The sequence below is a fragment of the Emticicia sp. C21 genome, from assembly GCF_003418935.1.
In the GTDB taxonomy this organism is placed as follows: domain Bacteria; phylum Bacteroidota; class Bacteroidia; order Cytophagales; family Spirosomataceae; genus Emticicia.
In genome coordinates this window covers 60,539-77,910 of the sequence record NZ_QVMT01000006.1, presented here as the reverse complement: position 1 = coordinate 77,910, position 17,372 = coordinate 60,539, and the positions used below count along the sequence as shown (strand labels likewise).

17 protein-coding genes are annotated in these 17,372 nt (G+C 37.4%); 10 read left to right on the top strand and 7 right to left on the bottom strand.

The features are described from left to right. Nucleotides 1–201: 201 nt before the first annotated feature. Both D0T08_RS14920 and D0T08_RS14915 read right to left on the bottom strand, forming a co-directional pair. A complete protein-coding gene (locus tag D0T08_RS14920) occupies nucleotides 202–1,263 on the bottom strand; it encodes an NAD-dependent epimerase/dehydratase family protein (protein WP_116983469.1) in 1,062 nt (353 codons plus the stop codon). A gap of 115 nt (nucleotides 1,264–1,378) precedes the next feature. After that, entirely contained in the window at nucleotides 1,379–1,615 is a 237-nt protein-coding gene (locus D0T08_RS14915) for a hypothetical protein (protein ID WP_116983468.1), read from the bottom strand. Between the two features lie 121 nt (nucleotides 1,616–1,736). On the opposite strand from D0T08_RS14915, the gene eat reads away from it, so the two are divergent. After that, nucleotides 1,737–3,047, top strand: a complete 1,311-nt coding sequence (gene eat / locus D0T08_RS14910; RefSeq protein WP_116983467.1) for an ethanolamine permease — start codon at nucleotides 1,737–1,739, stop codon at nucleotides 3,045–3,047. A 92-nt stretch (nucleotides 3,048–3,139) separates the two neighbouring features. Here the strand turns inward: eat and D0T08_RS14905 are convergent, their stop codons facing one another. After that, on the bottom strand, nucleotides 3,140–4,249 hold the full coding sequence (locus D0T08_RS14905) for an acyltransferase family protein (protein ID WP_116983466.1): 1,110 nt from the start codon (nucleotides 4,247–4,249) through the stop codon (nucleotides 3,140–3,142). A gap of 213 nt (nucleotides 4,250–4,462) precedes the next feature. On the opposite strand from D0T08_RS14905, the gene D0T08_RS14900 reads away from it, so the two are divergent. Beyond that, nucleotides 4,463–4,975, top strand: coding sequence for a GNAT family N-acetyltransferase (locus tag D0T08_RS14900; RefSeq protein ID WP_116983465.1), 513 nt, complete (start codon nucleotides 4,463–4,465; stop codon nucleotides 4,973–4,975). 132 nt (nucleotides 4,976–5,107) lie between these two features. Here the strand turns inward: D0T08_RS14900 and D0T08_RS14895 are convergent, their stop codons facing one another. Then, on the bottom strand, nucleotides 5,108–6,460 hold the full coding sequence (locus D0T08_RS14895) for a methyltransferase RsmF C-terminal domain-like protein (RefSeq protein WP_116983464.1): 1,353 nt from the start codon (nucleotides 6,458–6,460) through the stop codon (nucleotides 5,108–5,110). Nucleotides 6,461–6,606: 146 nt separating this feature from the next. Between D0T08_RS14895 and D0T08_RS14890 the strand changes: the two genes are divergently transcribed. Beyond that, a complete protein-coding gene (locus D0T08_RS14890) occupies nucleotides 6,607–7,296 on the top strand; it encodes a porin family protein (RefSeq protein ID WP_116983463.1) in 690 nt (229 codons plus the stop codon). 76 nt (nucleotides 7,297–7,372) lie between these two features. On the opposite strand, the gene tsf is transcribed toward D0T08_RS14890, so the two are convergent. Beyond that, nucleotides 7,373–8,200 (bottom strand): translation elongation factor Ts, encoded by an 828-nt coding sequence (gene tsf / locus D0T08_RS14885; protein ID WP_116983462.1) that lies wholly within the window; start codon nucleotides 8,198–8,200, stop codon nucleotides 7,373–7,375. Nucleotides 8,201–8,489: 289 nt separating this feature from the next. On the opposite strand from tsf, the gene D0T08_RS14880 reads away from it, so the two are divergent. Further along, the gene (locus tag D0T08_RS14880; RefSeq protein ID WP_147322782.1) at nucleotides 8,490–11,210 is read left to right on the top strand and encodes a 3-coathanger stack domain-containing protein; all 2,721 of its coding nucleotides are present in this window, start codon (nucleotides 8,490–8,492) and stop codon (nucleotides 11,208–11,210) included. A gap of 197 nt (nucleotides 11,211–11,407) precedes the next feature. Here the strand turns inward: D0T08_RS14880 and D0T08_RS14875 are convergent, their stop codons facing one another. Then, nucleotides 11,408–12,091: a DUF4190 domain-containing protein gene (locus D0T08_RS14875; protein ID WP_147322781.1), complete on the bottom strand. Its 684-nt coding sequence runs from the start codon at nucleotides 12,089–12,091 to the stop codon at nucleotides 11,408–11,410. Between the two features lie 376 nt (nucleotides 12,092–12,467). Here D0T08_RS14875 and D0T08_RS14870 point away from each other — a divergent pair, with 376 nt between their 5' ends. The 6 genes from D0T08_RS14870 (at nucleotide 12,468) to D0T08_RS14845 (ending at nucleotide 16,590) form a co-directional block, all read left to right on the top strand. Further along, on the top strand, nucleotides 12,468–13,103 hold the full coding sequence (locus D0T08_RS14870) for a hypothetical protein (protein ID WP_116983459.1): 636 nt from the start codon (nucleotides 12,468–12,470) through the stop codon (nucleotides 13,101–13,103). Nucleotides 13,104–13,172: 69 nt separating this feature from the next. Next, on the top strand, nucleotides 13,173–13,901 hold the full coding sequence (locus D0T08_RS14865) for a hypothetical protein (RefSeq protein WP_116983458.1): 729 nt from the start codon (nucleotides 13,173–13,175) through the stop codon (nucleotides 13,899–13,901). Continuing rightward, entirely contained in the window at nucleotides 13,867–14,220 is a 354-nt protein-coding gene (yidD, locus tag D0T08_RS14860; RefSeq protein WP_229238964.1) for a membrane protein insertion efficiency factor YidD, read from the top strand. The genes D0T08_RS14865 and yidD overlap by 35 nt, the downstream gene beginning before the upstream one ends. A gap of 5 nt (nucleotides 14,221–14,225) precedes the next feature. Beyond that, on the top strand, nucleotides 14,226–15,053 hold the full coding sequence (locus tag D0T08_RS14855) for a lipopolysaccharide assembly protein LapB (protein WP_116983456.1): 828 nt from the start codon (nucleotides 14,226–14,228) through the stop codon (nucleotides 15,051–15,053). Between the two features lie 50 nt (nucleotides 15,054–15,103). Next, nucleotides 15,104–15,943: a tol-pal system YbgF family protein gene (locus D0T08_RS14850; protein WP_116983455.1), complete on the top strand. Its 840-nt coding sequence runs from the start codon at nucleotides 15,104–15,106 to the stop codon at nucleotides 15,941–15,943. 137 nt (nucleotides 15,944–16,080) lie between these two features. Further along, nucleotides 16,081–16,590 (top strand): hypothetical protein, encoded by a 510-nt coding sequence (locus D0T08_RS14845; RefSeq protein ID WP_116983454.1) that lies wholly within the window; start codon nucleotides 16,081–16,083, stop codon nucleotides 16,588–16,590. A gap of 72 nt (nucleotides 16,591–16,662) precedes the next feature. Here D0T08_RS14845 and D0T08_RS14840 read toward each other — a convergent pair whose 3' ends face one another. Next, a complete protein-coding gene (locus tag D0T08_RS14840) occupies nucleotides 16,663–17,322 on the bottom strand; it encodes a DUF1080 domain-containing protein (protein ID WP_116983453.1) in 660 nt (219 codons plus the stop codon). Between the last annotated feature and the right edge of the window lie 50 nt (nucleotides 17,323–17,372).

Sequence of the window (17,372 nt, the reverse complement as noted above, 5' to 3'; positions counted from 1 at the left end):
AGAAATAACAGCTAATAGACCTTTTAAGTCCCGTAGGGACGTTATATTAAAACAATATATCGTCCCTACGTACGGGACTTGTTTTATTTGGTTGATGGGCATTTCTACCGATATATCATCCCTACGGGATACGAATCAACATTAAAAGAAAAGTCCCAATCAAAAGATTAGGACTTTTTTGTGGATGATAAATTTTATCTATTAAACACGTTTGCTGATATTATCATACATCTGTGTTAATGTTTCTTTCAAATCATATTTCCAGGTCCATTCCGGATAATGGGTTTTGAACTTGGTAAGGTCAGAAATATACCAGATATGGTCTCCGCTACGGTTATCTTCTGCATAGCTGAAACTCATTTTATTACCGGTGATTTCTTCACAAAGTGCAATTCCTTCCTGCATTGAACAGTTAGCGAAACGGCCACCACCTGCATTATATACTTCACCCGGGCGAGGGGCGTTATAAAAATGCCAGAACATATTTACTAAATCCCAGCTATGGATATTGTCACGTACCTGTTTCCCTTTGTATCCGAAAATAGTATAATGGTTTCCAGTAATCGCACATTTCATTAAATAAGCTAAGAATCCGTGCAACTGTGCACCTGAGTGATTAGGGCCGGTTAAACAACCACCACGGAAAACAGCCGTTTTCATTCCGAAATAACGACCATACTCCTGTACCATCACATCAGCCGCAACTTTCGATGCTCCAAAAATAGAGTGTTTCGAGTGGTCAATTGACATTAATTCATCAATACCATTTTTGTAGTATGGGTGAGTCTGGTCAATTTCCCAACGGGTTTCTAATTCTACCAATGGTAAGTAGTTAGGGGTATCACCATATACTTTATTGGTAGAGGTAAAGATGAATACTGCATCGGGACAATGCAGACGAGTCATTTCAAGCATTACTAAGGTACCATTGGCATTTACCGTAAAATCAGTAAAAGGCTCACGGGCAGCCCAATCGTGGCTTGGTTGAGCGGCTGTGTGTACAATCAGTTTAATATCATTGCCGTATTCTGCGAATATCTTACCGATTTGTTCTTCTGAACGGATATCTGCGTTGTAGTGCTTATAGTTACTGAATTTTTCTTCTAAACGGTTGCGATTCCAATCTGTTGAGGCTTCTGAACCAAAGAAATATGAGCGTAGATTATTATCAATTCCGATAACCAGGTCAAACTTTTCTGCAAAAAAGGCTACCGACTCGCTACCTATCAAACCCGCAGAACCGGTTACTAATGCTATTTTCATTTTTGACTTTTTGTTTTATTTATGAAAGTGTGAAAAATAAAAATAGGCATATTACAAGCTTGCTATAGCTAAAATGCTATGAAGACTGCAATTTGCCTATTTGGTGAGCTATGAATTAAGCTCCGGTTTTTCCATACAACTTCTCACGAATATCGTTTGCACGTTTTTCGAGGTCTGGATTAGCCGTATATTTATTTTTTAATTGTCTCGCTGCAGAATCAGGGCTTACACCATATACCCACTCATCTCCTTTGCGGGCATCATGTTGTTCTATAGTATTGTTCTTTTGATACTTGCATGAAGCTAACGAAACCGCTACAACTGCAAACAATAACACGCTTAACTTTCTCATGTTAGAAATGTTGTTCTTTAAATTTGCACAAATTTAAGTTCATGAATCCAAATTGCCAAAATAAATTGTATTTTTTAAATGCCTAAATTTTATTTCTTCGACAGAATTAATAAATTTACACATGGCACAATCACAAGAAGAAAAACTACAGAAAAGTCTCACACCTACTTTACTATGGGGTTTAGGGGTAGGTTATGTTATATCCGGCATGTACTTTGGCTGGAATTTAGGGCTCGAAAAGGGCGGTACACTGGGCATGGCTATTGCCACTATAGTTGTAGTTATTTTATACATCACCTTTTCGCTCAGCTATGCCGAACTGGCTTGTGCTATCCCGAAAGCAGGCGGTGCGTTTGATTATGCCAATCGGGCTTTAGGTAAAAGATGGGGGTTCCTGGCCGGTATGTCTCAGAATATAGAGTTTCTTTTTGCCCCTCCTGCCATTGCTGTTGGGATTGGTTCTTATTTCAATGTTATTTTTCCACAATTCTCAGTTACAGCTATTGCCATTACAGCCTATCTGCTTTTTACGGCGCTTAATGTCTTAGGTACTAAATTAGCATCTACCTTTGAATTAGTCATTACTGTATTAGCCGTTTTAGGTTTGATTATCTTCTGGATAGTAGTCTTCCCTGATTTTGAGATGAAAAACCTAAGCATTAATCCATTACCAAATGGGTGGGCAGGCAGCTTTGCGGCTTTGCCTTTTGCCATCTGGTTTTTTCTGGGCATTGAAGGCTTGGCGAATGTTGCCGAAGAATCGGTTCATCCACAAAAAGATATTACCTGGGGTTTTGGCTCTGCTATGACGACCTTGGTTATACTATGCTTATTTACTTTTTTTGCAGCCGTGGGTGTAAATGGCTGGGAAGCGATTGTTTTCAAGGCTGATGGAAGTACATCTGATTCACCACTACCTATGGCCATGAGTAAGGTAATCGGTGATAGCAGTGTTATTTATCAGGTAATTGTTGGGATTGGTACTTGTGGTTTAATAGCCTCTTTCCATGGCCTGGTTTTAGCCGCCGGACGCTCAACGTTTGAGTTTGGCCGAGTTGGTAATGCACCACGTTTCCTGGGTAAAGTTCATACGAAATTTAAAACGCCTGCCAATGCTTTAGTATTAAATATGGTTCTAGGTATAATTGCCTTACTTACTAATTCTACTGCTGATATTATTATACTTTCAGTTTTTGGTGCTTTAACCATGTATATATTCTCAGTAGTGTCATTATTGGTACTGCGCAAAAAAGAGCCGGAGCTACCAAGACCTTTTCATGTGCCCTTATATCCTCTTTCTCCGATTGTGGCTTTGGTGATTGGTTCGATTGCCTTATTAGCAATGATTATCTATAACCCAATGTCTGCCCTTATCTTTTTTGCTATTCTTATTGGTAGTTTTTTATTGGCGACTTTGTTGAAGAGGGTTTAACTTTATGTGTATGTCGAATTTTCAATATATAAAATAGCAAAAAGCGCCCAGTTTATTAAAAATTGGGCGCTTTTTTATAAATAACGATATTTTTACACTCTCAAAAACACCTTCTTCTGATACATAAACCACAAAAATACCCACTTAACAGCTATAACTCCTGCGGCAAGTATCACTGCCTGATAATGTTCTCCGGCAATATCAGCTAACCACATAAAAAAGCCTTTAGAAGTATAATACCAGTTAATGAATTTAACTGACATATATATCAAAATAGAGTTCGTGCCAATAATCATAAAGAAATAAGCCCAGCGACGGAAACCCAATACATCAATGATATAATAGAAAATTGCCAATAATACTAAGCTGCAACCACCTACATATAGCACAAATGAGCTCGTCCATAGGTTTTTGTTGATTGGGAAAAACAAATCCCAAAGTCCACCAATAATTAAGCAGGCAATACCTGCAATAGCTAAAGTTGGCGCTTTTCTCATCTTCTCCATCGGGTTGTTCTTCAGGAAGTTTCCTGCAAAAATGCCTAATAGTCCTGTCCCTATGGCTGGAATAGCAGAGACTAAGCCTTCGGGGTCATGAACTCCCCGATGTAAGCGACCGGGAAGAATAGTGCGGTCGAGCCATGAAGCAAAATTACCTTCCATGGTTAAATCTCCCATTGGATAGCCCGGTGCAGAGGTAAATTTTAATAGTAGCCAATACCCTACAAGGACCACCGCAAACCAGACATACTGAAATCTCTGGCTGGCATATAGATAAATAATACTGGCAAACATATACGCTATACCTATACGTGCTAATACGCTTGGGAAACGTACTTCTTCCAAAGGTTTTATATGTAAGCCATTATTATAGATAATTCCAAACAGCACCAAAATAAGCCCACGCTTTACTATCCGCATTAATAATTTAGATTTGTCTGCGCCTTTTTCCAAGTCTCGTCCTACAGAATATGGGGTAGAGACCCCAGACATGAATAAGAATAGAGGAAAAATAAGGTCATAAAAGCGAAAGCCATTCCAATCCACATGTGAGAGTTGCGTAGCTATCCAGACGGCGGCGGGGTGATTTGTGGCTTCGGCTAATTCATGGAAAAAATCTTCTGCACCCATTATCCAGAACATATCAAAACCTCGTAGTGCATCCAACGAATAGAGTCTTTGTGAAGAGGAACTTTCACTCATTATTTTAGTAGGGCTTAGGTTTAAAACTTAAATGTAAACATTTTATCATACTCTTATACATTAAAAACCATATTTTTGACTACTGAATTGGTAGATTAATAATTGCTGATTTTCAGGTAATGATTGCAAACGTTTTAAATCCATTCTTAGCTTTTTTGATTGTTGCTTCAAAGCCCAATATATCCTTTATTTGCAGAAAACTATTATTTAAATATGCTAATCAGACTTGCTACTCTAGCTGATGCGCCTAACCTGCGCGAACTGTCAGAAATTACCTTTCGGGATACTTACACGGCCCATAATACATCCGAAAATATGGAAAGACATGTAGCTAAGAACTTCTCTCTGAACCAAATAGAAACAGAATTACAAGACTCCACGAATCAATATGTGGTTTGTGAGGATGGACAAAATTTAATTGCCTTTGTCAAATTGGTGAAGAATCATTCAACGAAAGGATTATTAGAAGAAAAGGTAGTAGAAATAGAGCGAATTTATGTGAGGAAAGAATTTCACGGACAACAATTAGGTAGAAAACTGATTGATTTCTGCACAGATTGGGCAAAAGGACAAAGATTTGAAGTAATATGGCTAGGCGTTTGGGAACATAACCCCAACGCGATAAAGTTTTATGAGAAGATGGGTTATGTCCGATTCGGAGAACACACGTTTACATTAGGTGATGATGTGCAAACGGATTTTGTGATGAAGAGATATATTGAATGAAGTTATACCCTTAGATAGCGCCTTCGGCTCCGCTCAGGCACCAATAAATCATTGGTCTTTCGGTGTCTGAGCAGAGTCGAAGGCACTATCCCAAGAATTGAAAGCACTAAGTAATTACACAAAAAATCATCCCTATTCCGGTATCTCCATCCTAATCCGCCATTCTTTAGGCAGATAATTATTAATTCTATCTCCTATTACTTTCATAAACCCTAAATTCAAGCCTTGGTAACGCGCCAATAGCCAGCCCTTGGATTGATTAGATAAATCTGCCCCCAGATTCTCTCTTTTAAGAAATTTCAAGGCATCTTCTTTCACTAATTCAACTGCAGGTAAATCTTTAGCAATAGCCGTACTTAAAGCCAAATCATGACTCGGAATAAAATCATTCCCTTTAAACTGCCCTATTTCTAAGCCAGATGAACGTTTATGTAAGACTCTGAAAATAACTGCGTATTCATTACTTAATATACTGGGAATAGCTACAATTTGTCCGTCAGGTTTTTCATAATAGTCAAACACATCAGGGGTTTGCAACCATTCTTTCAATACTTCTACTTTTTTCTGTGGTAGCCGGTTGAGTTTAATTTTTCCTCTTGCTTCCTGCTTTTCACCTCTCGTTTTTTTGAAAATTGATAGATAAAACCCCTCCCCGCGTACTTTATGCGGAAAAAACTGATAACCATATTTCTTTTCTACAATTCCCCACCCGGCAGGTATTTTTAGTTGCACATGCTCAAAGTCTGCAACCTGTGTCAGCCATTGGGCATTTGATTCATTTTCTTTTTCATTATAAGTACAGGTAGAATAGCACAGAATCCCTCCGGGAGCTACCAACATAGCTGATGCCTGCAAAATCCTTTTCTGGCGGGCACAACACAATTGCACACTATTCTCCGACCATTCATTCATGGCATTCGGGTCTTTTCTAAATAAACCTTCTCCCGAACAAGGGGCATCAGTTAACACTACATCAAAAAAGCCTTCCAAATCAATCATTTCCTCAGGGTCATGATTGCTAACTATATAATTCGGGAAGCCCCACTTCTCCAGATTCTCTTTCAGCACACCTACCCGGCTTTTAATTACTTCATTGGCGACCAACAGACTTTTATCATTTAATAAGGATGCTAATAGTGTACTTTTCCCTCCGGGAGCAGCACATAAATCCATTACTCTGAGAGATTTCGAAGTATCTACGGTCTGCTTAATGGCTTCGGCTACAAACATTGAAGAAGCCTCTTGCACATAATAGGCACCGGCATGGAATGCAGGATCAAGCGTAAAAACAGGTCGTTCGTCCAGATAATGTGCATTAGTGTGCCATAAGACATCCCCATTGGTTGCAATTGGTTCTGATGTCTTTTTTCTGTTATTCAGCCTGATGGTAACAGGAGTTGGCTCTAACAAACTTTTTACAAAAGCCTGGTATTCTTCTCCTAAGATGTGCTGCATTTGCAGCGAAAATACTTCCGGTAATTTCATTAACTTCTTGTTAACATTTATTCTGCAACGCAGCCAGTTTAAACGGCATCTTGCTTACATAATCATTCTTGTACACCTTAAATATAGTAGCCTATTGCAAGACCACTACTCATTTTTTACACAAATTTATAAAACCTGAATTAAAAATGAGAACCATTTTCAAAACACTTGCTTTGTTGCTAATTGCTCACCTCTCATTCGGTCAACGTATTCAGTTGGGTGCCAGAGGCGGGGCTAACTGGTCGACCATGACTAAATTCGATTTGATTGAGAATATCACGCCTACTTTCAGACTCATGCCATCAGGCGGTGCTGCGCTTTTTGCCGAGTTTCCTATCACTGAACAATTCTCTATCAGACCCGAGTTTGCTTATACCCAGAAGGGTTTCTTAGTGAAAGAATCGCTGAATATGAGTGGAACAGAATTTCTGGGTGTGGATATTCCTATTGGTGGAACTCTGGCTTTTAAAACCAACTATCTTGAACTACCAGTATTAGCCAAACTCAAACTAGGCGACCCTGATATGCCACATGGTTATTTGGCTATAGGCCCATCTGTCGGTTATATGACTGATGCCAAAGCCATCATACGCGTACTTGGGCTTTTCCCGTTACGTCCATCTATCGGTACCGGCTTTTTTCATCAATTTGAATTGAGTGGCGTAGGTGCTTTAGGCTTTGAGGTTCCGGTGGGTAATGGCAATATATTCATCGAAGGACGCTACCAACATGGATTTTCAAGAGTATTGGATATTCCTCTAATTGAATTGCCTGTCCGTAACCGCACAGTAGGTGTTTCAGCAGGTTTCTCATTCCCGATTGGCTATAGCGAATAACAGCCTGTTTAAACAAGAAAGCCCCTCTTGTGAGAGGGGCTAATCTTAAAACAACGTTTCAAAATCGTAATACAAATTAGATTTGTACACGTTTGAATGCTGTAACTTTCAAACCTTTTTGTGTATTTTCAAGTAATTGAGCAATGTTGATAGAGCTATCTTTTACGAACTCCTGATTCAACAAGGTATTTTCTTTGTAGAATTTACCCAATTTACCCATGGCAATTTTCTCTAACATTGCTTCTGGTTTACCTTCCTGACGAGCGATATCCATACCGATTTCAATTTCTTTTTGAACAACCGCAGGATCTACATCGTCTTTATCTAAACCTACTGGTTTCATGGCAGCAATTTGCATCGCAATATCTTTACCCACTTCCGTTACATCACCTTGAGTATTGCCGAATGCTACTAATACACCTAACTTACCTGTTGAGTGGTTGTAAGCAACAACCTGGTCTGCTTCTACTTGCGCATACTCAGTAATTACTAATTTCTCACCGATTTTACCCACCAATTCAGTAATGCTTTCTTCAACTGTACGGCCATCTGCTAAAGCAAAAGCCAATAAAGTTTCTTTATCTTTTATGTTGTTAGCTACAGCAGCCTGAAGAATATCATCTGCCAATGTACGGAAAGCCTCTACTTTAGAAACTGGTTCAGTTTCACAAGCAAGCGCTAAAATAGTAGCGGTTTTGCCGTCTGCGCTAACGTTTGTTAATACAATACCTTCTTTGGTCTCGTTGTCAGCACGTTTAGCTGCTACTTTCTGACCTGCTTTACGAAGAATCTCTACGGCTTTTTCGAAATCGCCTTCCGCTTCTGTTAAAGCTTTTTTGCAGTCCATCATACCAGCTCCTGTCATCTGACGGAGTTTATTTACATCTGCTGCTGTAATATTCATGTTTTTATAAAATATAAAGAGTTTCTAAAAAGATTTAATCAATCAAACATTGATTTTCAATAAAAAACCTCTAAGGGCTTCTATTCGGGGTGCAAAATTACAAGTTTTTTTGGTAAAACCAAAGTGTAATCTTTTTAGAAAAAGAATTTATATATTGGTAATATAGGGCCGCTGAAATTATTGTTTTTGCTTGCTTCTCTATAAACGGGTATTTTTTTTTAGCGATTAATTGCTTAGCATTGTAATAACATTTATCATTCTATTGGGCTGATAAAAAAATTAATTGATTGTGACTATTCTAAAACTACCAATTATCTCCATTGCTATGTGTTCCTGTAAATCTATTTACCTATCTATATTTATTCTGCTATTCATTACCTATAATGGTTACTCACAAAATATCCGTAACACTATCATTAAAGATTTGACTACCAATAACAGAGACGGTGTATTACATGATTTTATTGATTTCAACGGAAAAACATATCTGCTTATTGGCGATCTGGTTCAGGAAGTACCGGGCAAATTTGATTATAAAAGTAAATATCAGTTTGCTGTTATTGATACCCTTACCAGACAATGGAGCATTATAAAAGAAGATACAACCCGATTCTCATTATTTTCAGCAAAGGGTAAGTTTTACCCATCAGAAAGCAATTATTTCTATTTTACTGAACAGATTCATAATATAACGCATGTCTGGCTAAGCAGTGGCACTTCGGCGGGTACAAGAAAACTGTTAAGTACTGATTATGGCTTTATGGGGTTTGCCGGAGAAACGTTTTACTTCTACAAAAAAGTACAAGATAACAGTGATGACTTTAATATCTATAAACTGACAAAAGATAGCAATGGGCTGGTATTGGTGGCAACGATACCTATTTTACAAGTGCAAACTTTTTATGCAGGAAAAGAAAAGATATACTTTTTTTCCTGGGCTTACTTAAATGGTAATTATGGTCCTGCAATCGGTTATTTCCATTCTATAGATGCTAATGGCACTCTGGTAACCTTTCATTCATCGCCCTGGTCAGGTAATTTTGGCTTTATAGGAGAGGTAAATAATAAATTGGTGTTTCATGCCGATAGTACATTTTCAACTAACGGCACTGCAGGAAGCTCTACACTTATTGCACCGCGCAGGTTAATTGATTGCTGCATGCAGGAAGGCTATAAGGTAAAAGATAAATTGTACTTTATAGGAGACGCACGCCTTTGGAAAACAGACGGAACATCCGCAAATACCGCAATAGTGGATAATAATTATGGAGCGCAATTATTAAGACTTAATATGGGTGATGAGTACTTTTATACCGGAGGTATTTATTCCGGAAATATACAATTATGGAAAACAAATGGTGGCGTAAATACCAAAATCAGGGATTCTTTAGCGGTGAAAAGTTTTGCTGTTTCGCCTGATAGCAGTTTTGCCTATTTTGGCGATGACAAAGGGCAGCTTTGGAAGTATCAGAAAGGTACAACAACCTCAAACCGGATAAATACAGATTTTTTGAAGATAACTAAACTGAAATTTATAGGAAAAGATCTGCTGATTCTTGGTGAATTGAAAAATTCAACGATTGGTGCACAGTTGTATTTCTACAAAAACAACCTTTTAACATTGTATCGTACCATAAACCCAAATACAAAAGCAAGTGGAATAAGCAACCTGAAGCTGGTAGATAAACACCTATTTTGTGTAGTAAATGGTGATTTAATTGTTACGCAGGGCGAAGCCGAAAACACTATCAGTATACCTGATATAAAGTACATAAATAGCAGTAGTGACTATATGAGGAAAAACGACTCCGTTTTTACTGTTTTTAATGCACAGGAAATAGGCGAGATAAACTTAAGATCAAGAACCTACACAACAAAAGCGCCCTATCTGACCAATAGTTATTACGATAAGATTTTTCGGGTAAATCAGCATGTGCTTTTAATGTATGATAAAGATATTGTTGAATACAATCAGAATACGAATACCTCAAGCGTCATTAAAAACTTTGATAACGGAATCTACTATCCTGATAAAAGTATACTATTTAATAATGAGCTTTATTTTTTCAGGAACTCAGCCGATAACTTAGAACTCTGGAAAACAGATGGTACCAGTAATGGAACCATTCTTCTGAAAGATTTTGGCAATTCATTGAGCCAGGAAACAAAAAATTTAGGCTCTTATATTGTAAATAATACACTTATCATGTATTTGATTATTGCCGGAGAGTCCTATCTCTGGAAAACAAACGGAACCCCGGCTGGTACTGAGTCAGTTGTAAAAATACCTGATGCTTACAAACGTGCCATAACAATGGTTTCAGACGGTAAAAACCTTTATTTTACTTTGATAGATATAATAGATAGATTTGGATATCTGTCTTTGTACCGGACTAACAATTCACTTACAGGAATAGAATTACTGCAGACTGTCAGAGAACTTGACCAGGCAGAGGCTTTTTGTAGTTGCGCCAATGCTATTTACTTTTTCACTACTTATCCTAATCTATTCTGGAAATATGATATCGCATCAAATACATTAACAACCCTTGAAACTTTTGCCAATATTAATTTCTTTAAGAATCCTATTTGTCTGAATAATACCTTATGGATACCAATGGCAGAATGGGACGAGGCACAGAGAGATTTTATTTATGTTAGTGATTTGAATACAGGGCAGAGTAAACGTATAAAACATGCCCTTTTACGCATTGGGTCAGATTTTGAAAGAGCGGACATGTTTGTTCTGAATAACTCAATAATCTATAAAAGTACTGACCCAAAGTATGGAGGAGAGCTATTCTGGGCAGGATTGTGTGAAAGTAATAATCAACGAAATAGTGTGTCGGTAACAGGTTCGTACTATCATACCGGTGCTGTTAGCAGCACTGAAAAAATAAACCAGCCTACTGCTGTGAATTTGTTTTCGCCTAAGAATATAATTCTACAGCCTGGCTTTGAAGCTAAAAACGGCGCGAATTTTTACGCTGCGATCAAACAATGCGAATAAGTTGATGCAAAAAACATGAGTTATCCTGAAATTCAGGATAACTCATGAAAATTAAAGTAGCCTTATCCCGATTTTTCTCAAAAACTAATATAATAGCACAAAAAATCGGCACCCAATTGCTTCGGTACCGATTCATGGACTAAGATTAGTATTATCTGATTGTCTGAATGCGTTATAAGGAATTTTATCTGTGAAATTTATGAAAAATTCGAGAAAAGCGTAGCTAAAAACACAACTACAATTATGCCCAGTAATAGAAGCGCAGCACCTAAAACAATACCTATTACAGCCAGTATTCTTTTAGAAGTACTTCTTAAACTAATAATACCTGTAATCATAGCTGCTAAGCCTACTAAAATCCCTATCCAACCACCAAAGAGCAATGCCACTATCCCTACTAATCCCAGAATCAAAGAAACTATAGCTAAGGTATCATCTGAATTTGATTTAGGTTTAGTATTACTGGTAGAAGCAGCTGGTTTTTTGGAGACATATTTCGATAATTTATTGAGCTGTCGGATAGTCTTTACTTTCTCGACTAATGTCAATTTTTTCTTACCAGTTAAATCAAGATTCAAGGATTCTGTTCCATTTAAGGCTGGCTTTTCTACAATTGGTGCTTTTTCAGTTTCAATACTTGTAACTGTTCCATTTTTGGCAGAGACATTTTCCGTAGGAGCAGTAGGTAATACGATTTCTTCATTTGCTACTGCGGCATCAGGAAGTTTTGAATCTGCATTTGATGGCTGTACTTCGGTTTTTTTAAGATTGTGTGAATACTCGGCTTGAAAACCATTTTGAAAAGAAGCATATTGCTTCTTCTGGCATGACATCAACGAAAGTATACAAAAGCTAAAAAGGAAAAGGAGAGTTTGCTTCATGATTGGTAATAGGTTTTAAATTGAAAGATTATATTGGGTTGTAGTAAAAACAATATTAGTAACAAAATGTTAATAAATGTGCCGACTCTCTTATTTATTTCCAATTTCCTTACAACTTTAAATTTCTGGTAATTATATATAGATATACTTTCTCGTCACTTTAAGATGACTATGTTGCGTATAATTTGTTTCCTACATCTATAAAACGGCTGGTTTATCTACAAAAATCTATTATATGTCTATGCCTGACAAGCTCCATTTAGTAAAATTTAATAAAAAATATTTCTCAAAAATCGCTTTTTTTTAAAATACCATAGTATATTGCGGCAATAAAAAAAAACTATTCTTTTGACCATTTTTAAAACCATTTAAGTAAATGAAAGGAAAATTATCTATTATCTTCGCAACAGCCATTTCTTTCTTCTTTGTAGCTTGCCAAAAGAAACAATATGCGTATGTTCAACAAGGAAAAGTTGATACTTATGCTTATACTCAAGCTCCAAAAGCTAAGGTAGTAGAGGCTGCTCCAACTGCAGTTGAAACTCCAGCAGTTGCTTCTGAAGAGGTTACTACTGCAACTATTGCAAACCCAACAGAATCATTGACAGCATCTAACGATGTTACTACTCCTCAACCACAAGTTGAAGCATTGAAATATGATGAAAAAAGCATCAATGCTGAGTTCGAGAAATTGAACAAATTGGAGGAATATGTAAATACCAACGAAGGTACTACATTGGCCGATGTACAAGAAACAGAACTAGCTAAGGATTTGAAATTAGACACTAACGTAACTTCTACAGTTGCAGCTGGTGATCTTCCATTAAACATTCCTGCATTCTGGTGGGGTTGCGTGTTGGGCTTAGTTGGTGTATTGGTTGTTTATATCGTAACTGACCAAGACAAAGATCAAACTAAAAAAGCATTATATGGCTGTTTAGTTTGGGTTGGTGTATGGTTATTGTGGTGGATTTTCGTTGTATTAATCGGTGGCGGAAGCTTCTTCTTTTAATTAATATAAAAACGATATTGGAAAGCCCAACCCCTTGTTGGGCTTTCTTTGTTTAAGTACCTTTGTAGAATGAAAAAATTAGTATTTTTAGTATTCCTCTTAAGTTTTCAATACAGTTTCGGACAAGAGTTCTTTCGTCTGAAAGCCGATGTATCTATCAAAGATAAATTATCCACAGGTGCCTATCGGCTTACAGTCGGCAAAGTTTATTATAACAAGCCCTCAATGGGACTGATTTATAAATTGCACTTCCCACAGGCAGAAACGATTATCATCAAAGACACTACGCTCTACAGACTAGATAAAAAAGACTCGCTGTTGGCCTCACAGACTGTCACCATCATGAATGAGTTTTCAATATTTCACCTGGCATTATCGGGGAAACTGGCTGATTATGGTATTAATTCAGGAAAAATAAATGGAGTATATAAAATTGAAAAAGTAGAAAAAGACGCTAACGGACGTGTAATAACCACCTGGAAAGTAGTAGAAAAACGTTTATTAAAGATTCTGGGTAAAATAAAAATGGCTAATATTGACAAAAAACTGGATGCTATAGCGTTTTATGATGTGTCGGATAAACTCTTAAGCCAACAGTTTTTTAAAGACTATGTCAACGTAAAAGGAGTTGTTTTTCCATTACAAGTGACCCAGATTTCTTATAATTCGGATGGCACGCAGAATATCCAGCAAACGACCTATAAAAACATTACTATCGACGAAAATGGCGAAGATACTATCTACAACCACCCTGTTCCTCTTGTTGCTTTGCCTAAACCAGGCACAAGCCCAAAGTAAAGACGAAATAAGTCTTCATAGAAATGTGATACAACAAGCCCCTAAAAGAGTGTATAAAGAAGCAAAGGGCAATAAGAATGAGGTAGAATACCTGTTCTCTGGTCTTTTCTTGTTTTATAAAACTTTCTTCTCGTCGCAGGATTTAACTGTCTGTACTTTTACCCCTTCATGTTCTGAATACGGTATCCTGACTGTGAAGAAATATGGTGTATTGATGGGAGGTATCAGAACGATGGACAGGCTCACCCGTTGCAATGGTTTAAGCCCTATGAAGTACGAGATTGACGTGAAGGCCAAGTTGTTGATTGATAAACCCTAATCCTGATGAAAAAAACCTTATTATTGCTTTTAGTTCTATTCAAATTCATAAATTCTTCAGCACAAGACCTTTACAACTACGATAATTCTAAAAAATTTGCCGAGTATCTTTCTAAGTCCGGTCAGTATGAATTAGCTACCCGTGAGTATGAGCGTTTGATTTTTATGCTTCCGCAAAACGATAGTCTTAAAACTTCTCTTTTATCAATGTATCGCCGTTCAGGTAAATTAGATGAGGCATTATTGCGTGGAAGACAGCTATATCCTGATATTTCCTTAATGTCGTCACCATCTGCCGTTGAGTATAGCCGGAGTTTATTACTAAAAACCGATTATAAAGTTGCCAGAGAATTCTGGGTAACCAATACCCAATTGTCTCAGCCTGATAAAGTAATTCTTTCGGCTACTTCCGAAATCCTGCAGGACAATTATAAATCAGCCAACGAGATTTTATCTGTCTTAAAAGACGAAGACCATAAACTGGCTACAGATTACAAGACTTTGGCAGCTCAGGCATTAAAGATTAAGAAGAAAAGCCCGGCCTTAGCGGGTATCATGTCAACCATTATTCCGGGTACAGGCCGTTTTTATACCAAAGACTGGAAAGATGGTATTGTTTCCATGTTTTTTGTGGGCACTATGGCCTTTCAATCTATCAGAGGCTTTAGCAAAAGCGGTGTAAACAGTACGCGTGGGTGGATATTCGGTGGTGTAGGTTTAGGCTTTTATTTAGGTAATATTCATGGCTCAGTAGTTTCGGCAAAGAACTACAACAAAAAAAGTCACCAGACCATCAGAAACAGAATAGATAACCTGTTCAATAGCTATTTCTGATAATCTTCTTCATCTAAAACCATTTCTTGTTACGTATATTTTCAGGAATTATGAAAAGATATTTAAGCATCCTCTTTCTATGTCTTCCGTTACTGGTTTATTCTCAAGATCTCAAAGAAACCTTTGACTTTGCCAATGAACTCTATGTAAAGAAAGATTACCAAGGAGCAGCTAATACCTATAGAAGAGTCATTTTCTTTGATAAAAAAGAAGAGTTCAGAAAGCTTTGTTATAAAAACATTGCTGATTGCTTATATGCTACGCAAAACTTTGAAGAAGCGGCTGATTATTATGAGCTGGCTTTTTATCAGCAAAAAACAGATAGTACCGAAACCGAAGTATTACTCCGTAAATTATCCTGCTTTCTGATTCTGGGCAATTTTGAATATGCAGAGGTGGAATTAGTTAATATCCCTGACAATCTTACTCCTGAACAACAAAGACGTAAAACCTTTTACTCAGCGATTCTTCATTTTTCAACAGAGAAATATGACAAATCAAAAAAAGAGTTTTTAACTCTGGTTGATGCGAACAATGTAGATGGTAAGCAAAAAATAGAAGCTTTATTCGTTAAGAACGATAAAATAAGCCGTCTGAATCCTAAGAAAGCGAAAGTATTGAGTATTATAATGCCAGGGTTGGGACAGTTTTATGCTGGAGACGTAAAAAATGGTTTTAACTCATTATTATTAACCGGGGGCGTAGTTACCTGGGGCATTCTGGCGGCAATTGGTAGCCCTGCTCCTCTGGATATTTTTATAACGATGGTACCCTGGTTTCAGCGCTATTACATGGGGGGATACAAAAAGGCCGAAGTGATTGCTGAAAACCAGAAAAAGAAACGCCGGTCGAAGGTTTACAACCAGATTTTAGACGAGGTTTCGCAATAATTGATACTTTTAGCACTAACAACTTAAACATGTTTTACGACCGTTTAATATAATTTTCGTGCAATTCATGTCAAAAATTAGTGTTCGTATATTCCACATTATCTAATTTTCGGCTTTCAAATTAAAAAAACGTTGTTATGAAAAAATTACTTACCATTGCTGCTGTTGCAATTTTATGTTGCATTTTTGCAGAAAACACACAAGCTCAAGCATTTCAAAAAGGAACAAAAAATCTGAACGTAGGTCTCGGATTAGGATACGGAGTAGGTGCTAATGCCTCTTTTGATGTAGGCGTTCATGAATTAGTAAGTGTTGGCGTCGGTGGCGCTTTCTCTTCGAGAAACTATTGGGGTTATCGGACAACTTATATCGGATTAGGCGTGAGAGGTGCCGTTCATATAGGCAAATTTGTGAATGAAGCTTTGAGTATTGATGATAATAAGTTTGACCCTTATGTCGGATTAAGCGGTGGCCTCAGAATAGCAAACTATAATGACGACTACACTAATTATTACGGCAATGCAACAGATTTACTAATCTCTTTTGGTGGTTATGCAGGGGCCCGTTATTACTTCAAAGAAAAACTAGGAGTATACGCAGAAGCAGGATTTCCATATACTTCATTAGGTATTACTCTTAAATTCTGATAGTTGTCTCCATTAAACGAAATAGGAGGGCCGATAACCCTCCTATTTCGTTTTTAAAGTCTATCTAAGAAATCATAATTCTCTTACTCTGATATTTCTGAACGATACCATATCGCCATGGTCTTGTAAGGCTATTTTACCTTTATCATGAGGTTTAGCATACTCCCAGGTCGGAAATTTACTTTTCGCTACCATTGAGTGCCAATCGGTGCTACCATACTCATACTCCACTACCTTTTCACCATTCAACCAGTGTTCAATATGGCCGTCTTTTACCACAATTTTACCTTTATTCCATTGTCCGGCAGGTTTTACAATGCTGAAATCTTTTGGCGGTTGTAAATCGTAGTTTGAAGCTGTCTTTTGAGAATCTTTCAGTTGCGCCGGATAATTAGCGTCATCAATAATCTGGTATTCAGGACCAGACATATAGCTTGATTTTGCATCAGGTGTTTCTAATACTTTATAAATCACTCCGCTATTGCCTTTAGGGGCTGCTTTAAAATCAAATTCCAATTCAAAGTCGCCGTATTCTTTATCTGAGACAAGGTCGCCACTGCCACCATGTGTCATTAGCACACCGTTCATTACGTGCCACCCTTTTACTTCTTTTGCCTGCCAGGTATGCCAGCCGGTGGTGGTTTTTCCATCAAATAATTTTACCCATTTGCCTGTCTGTGCCGATGCATTGATCGCACAAATAGCTAAAGCAGAAATCAATAATTTTTTCATTGTCAGATACTTAGGTTGATATAGTGAAAATTTGTACTAAGAAACGAAAT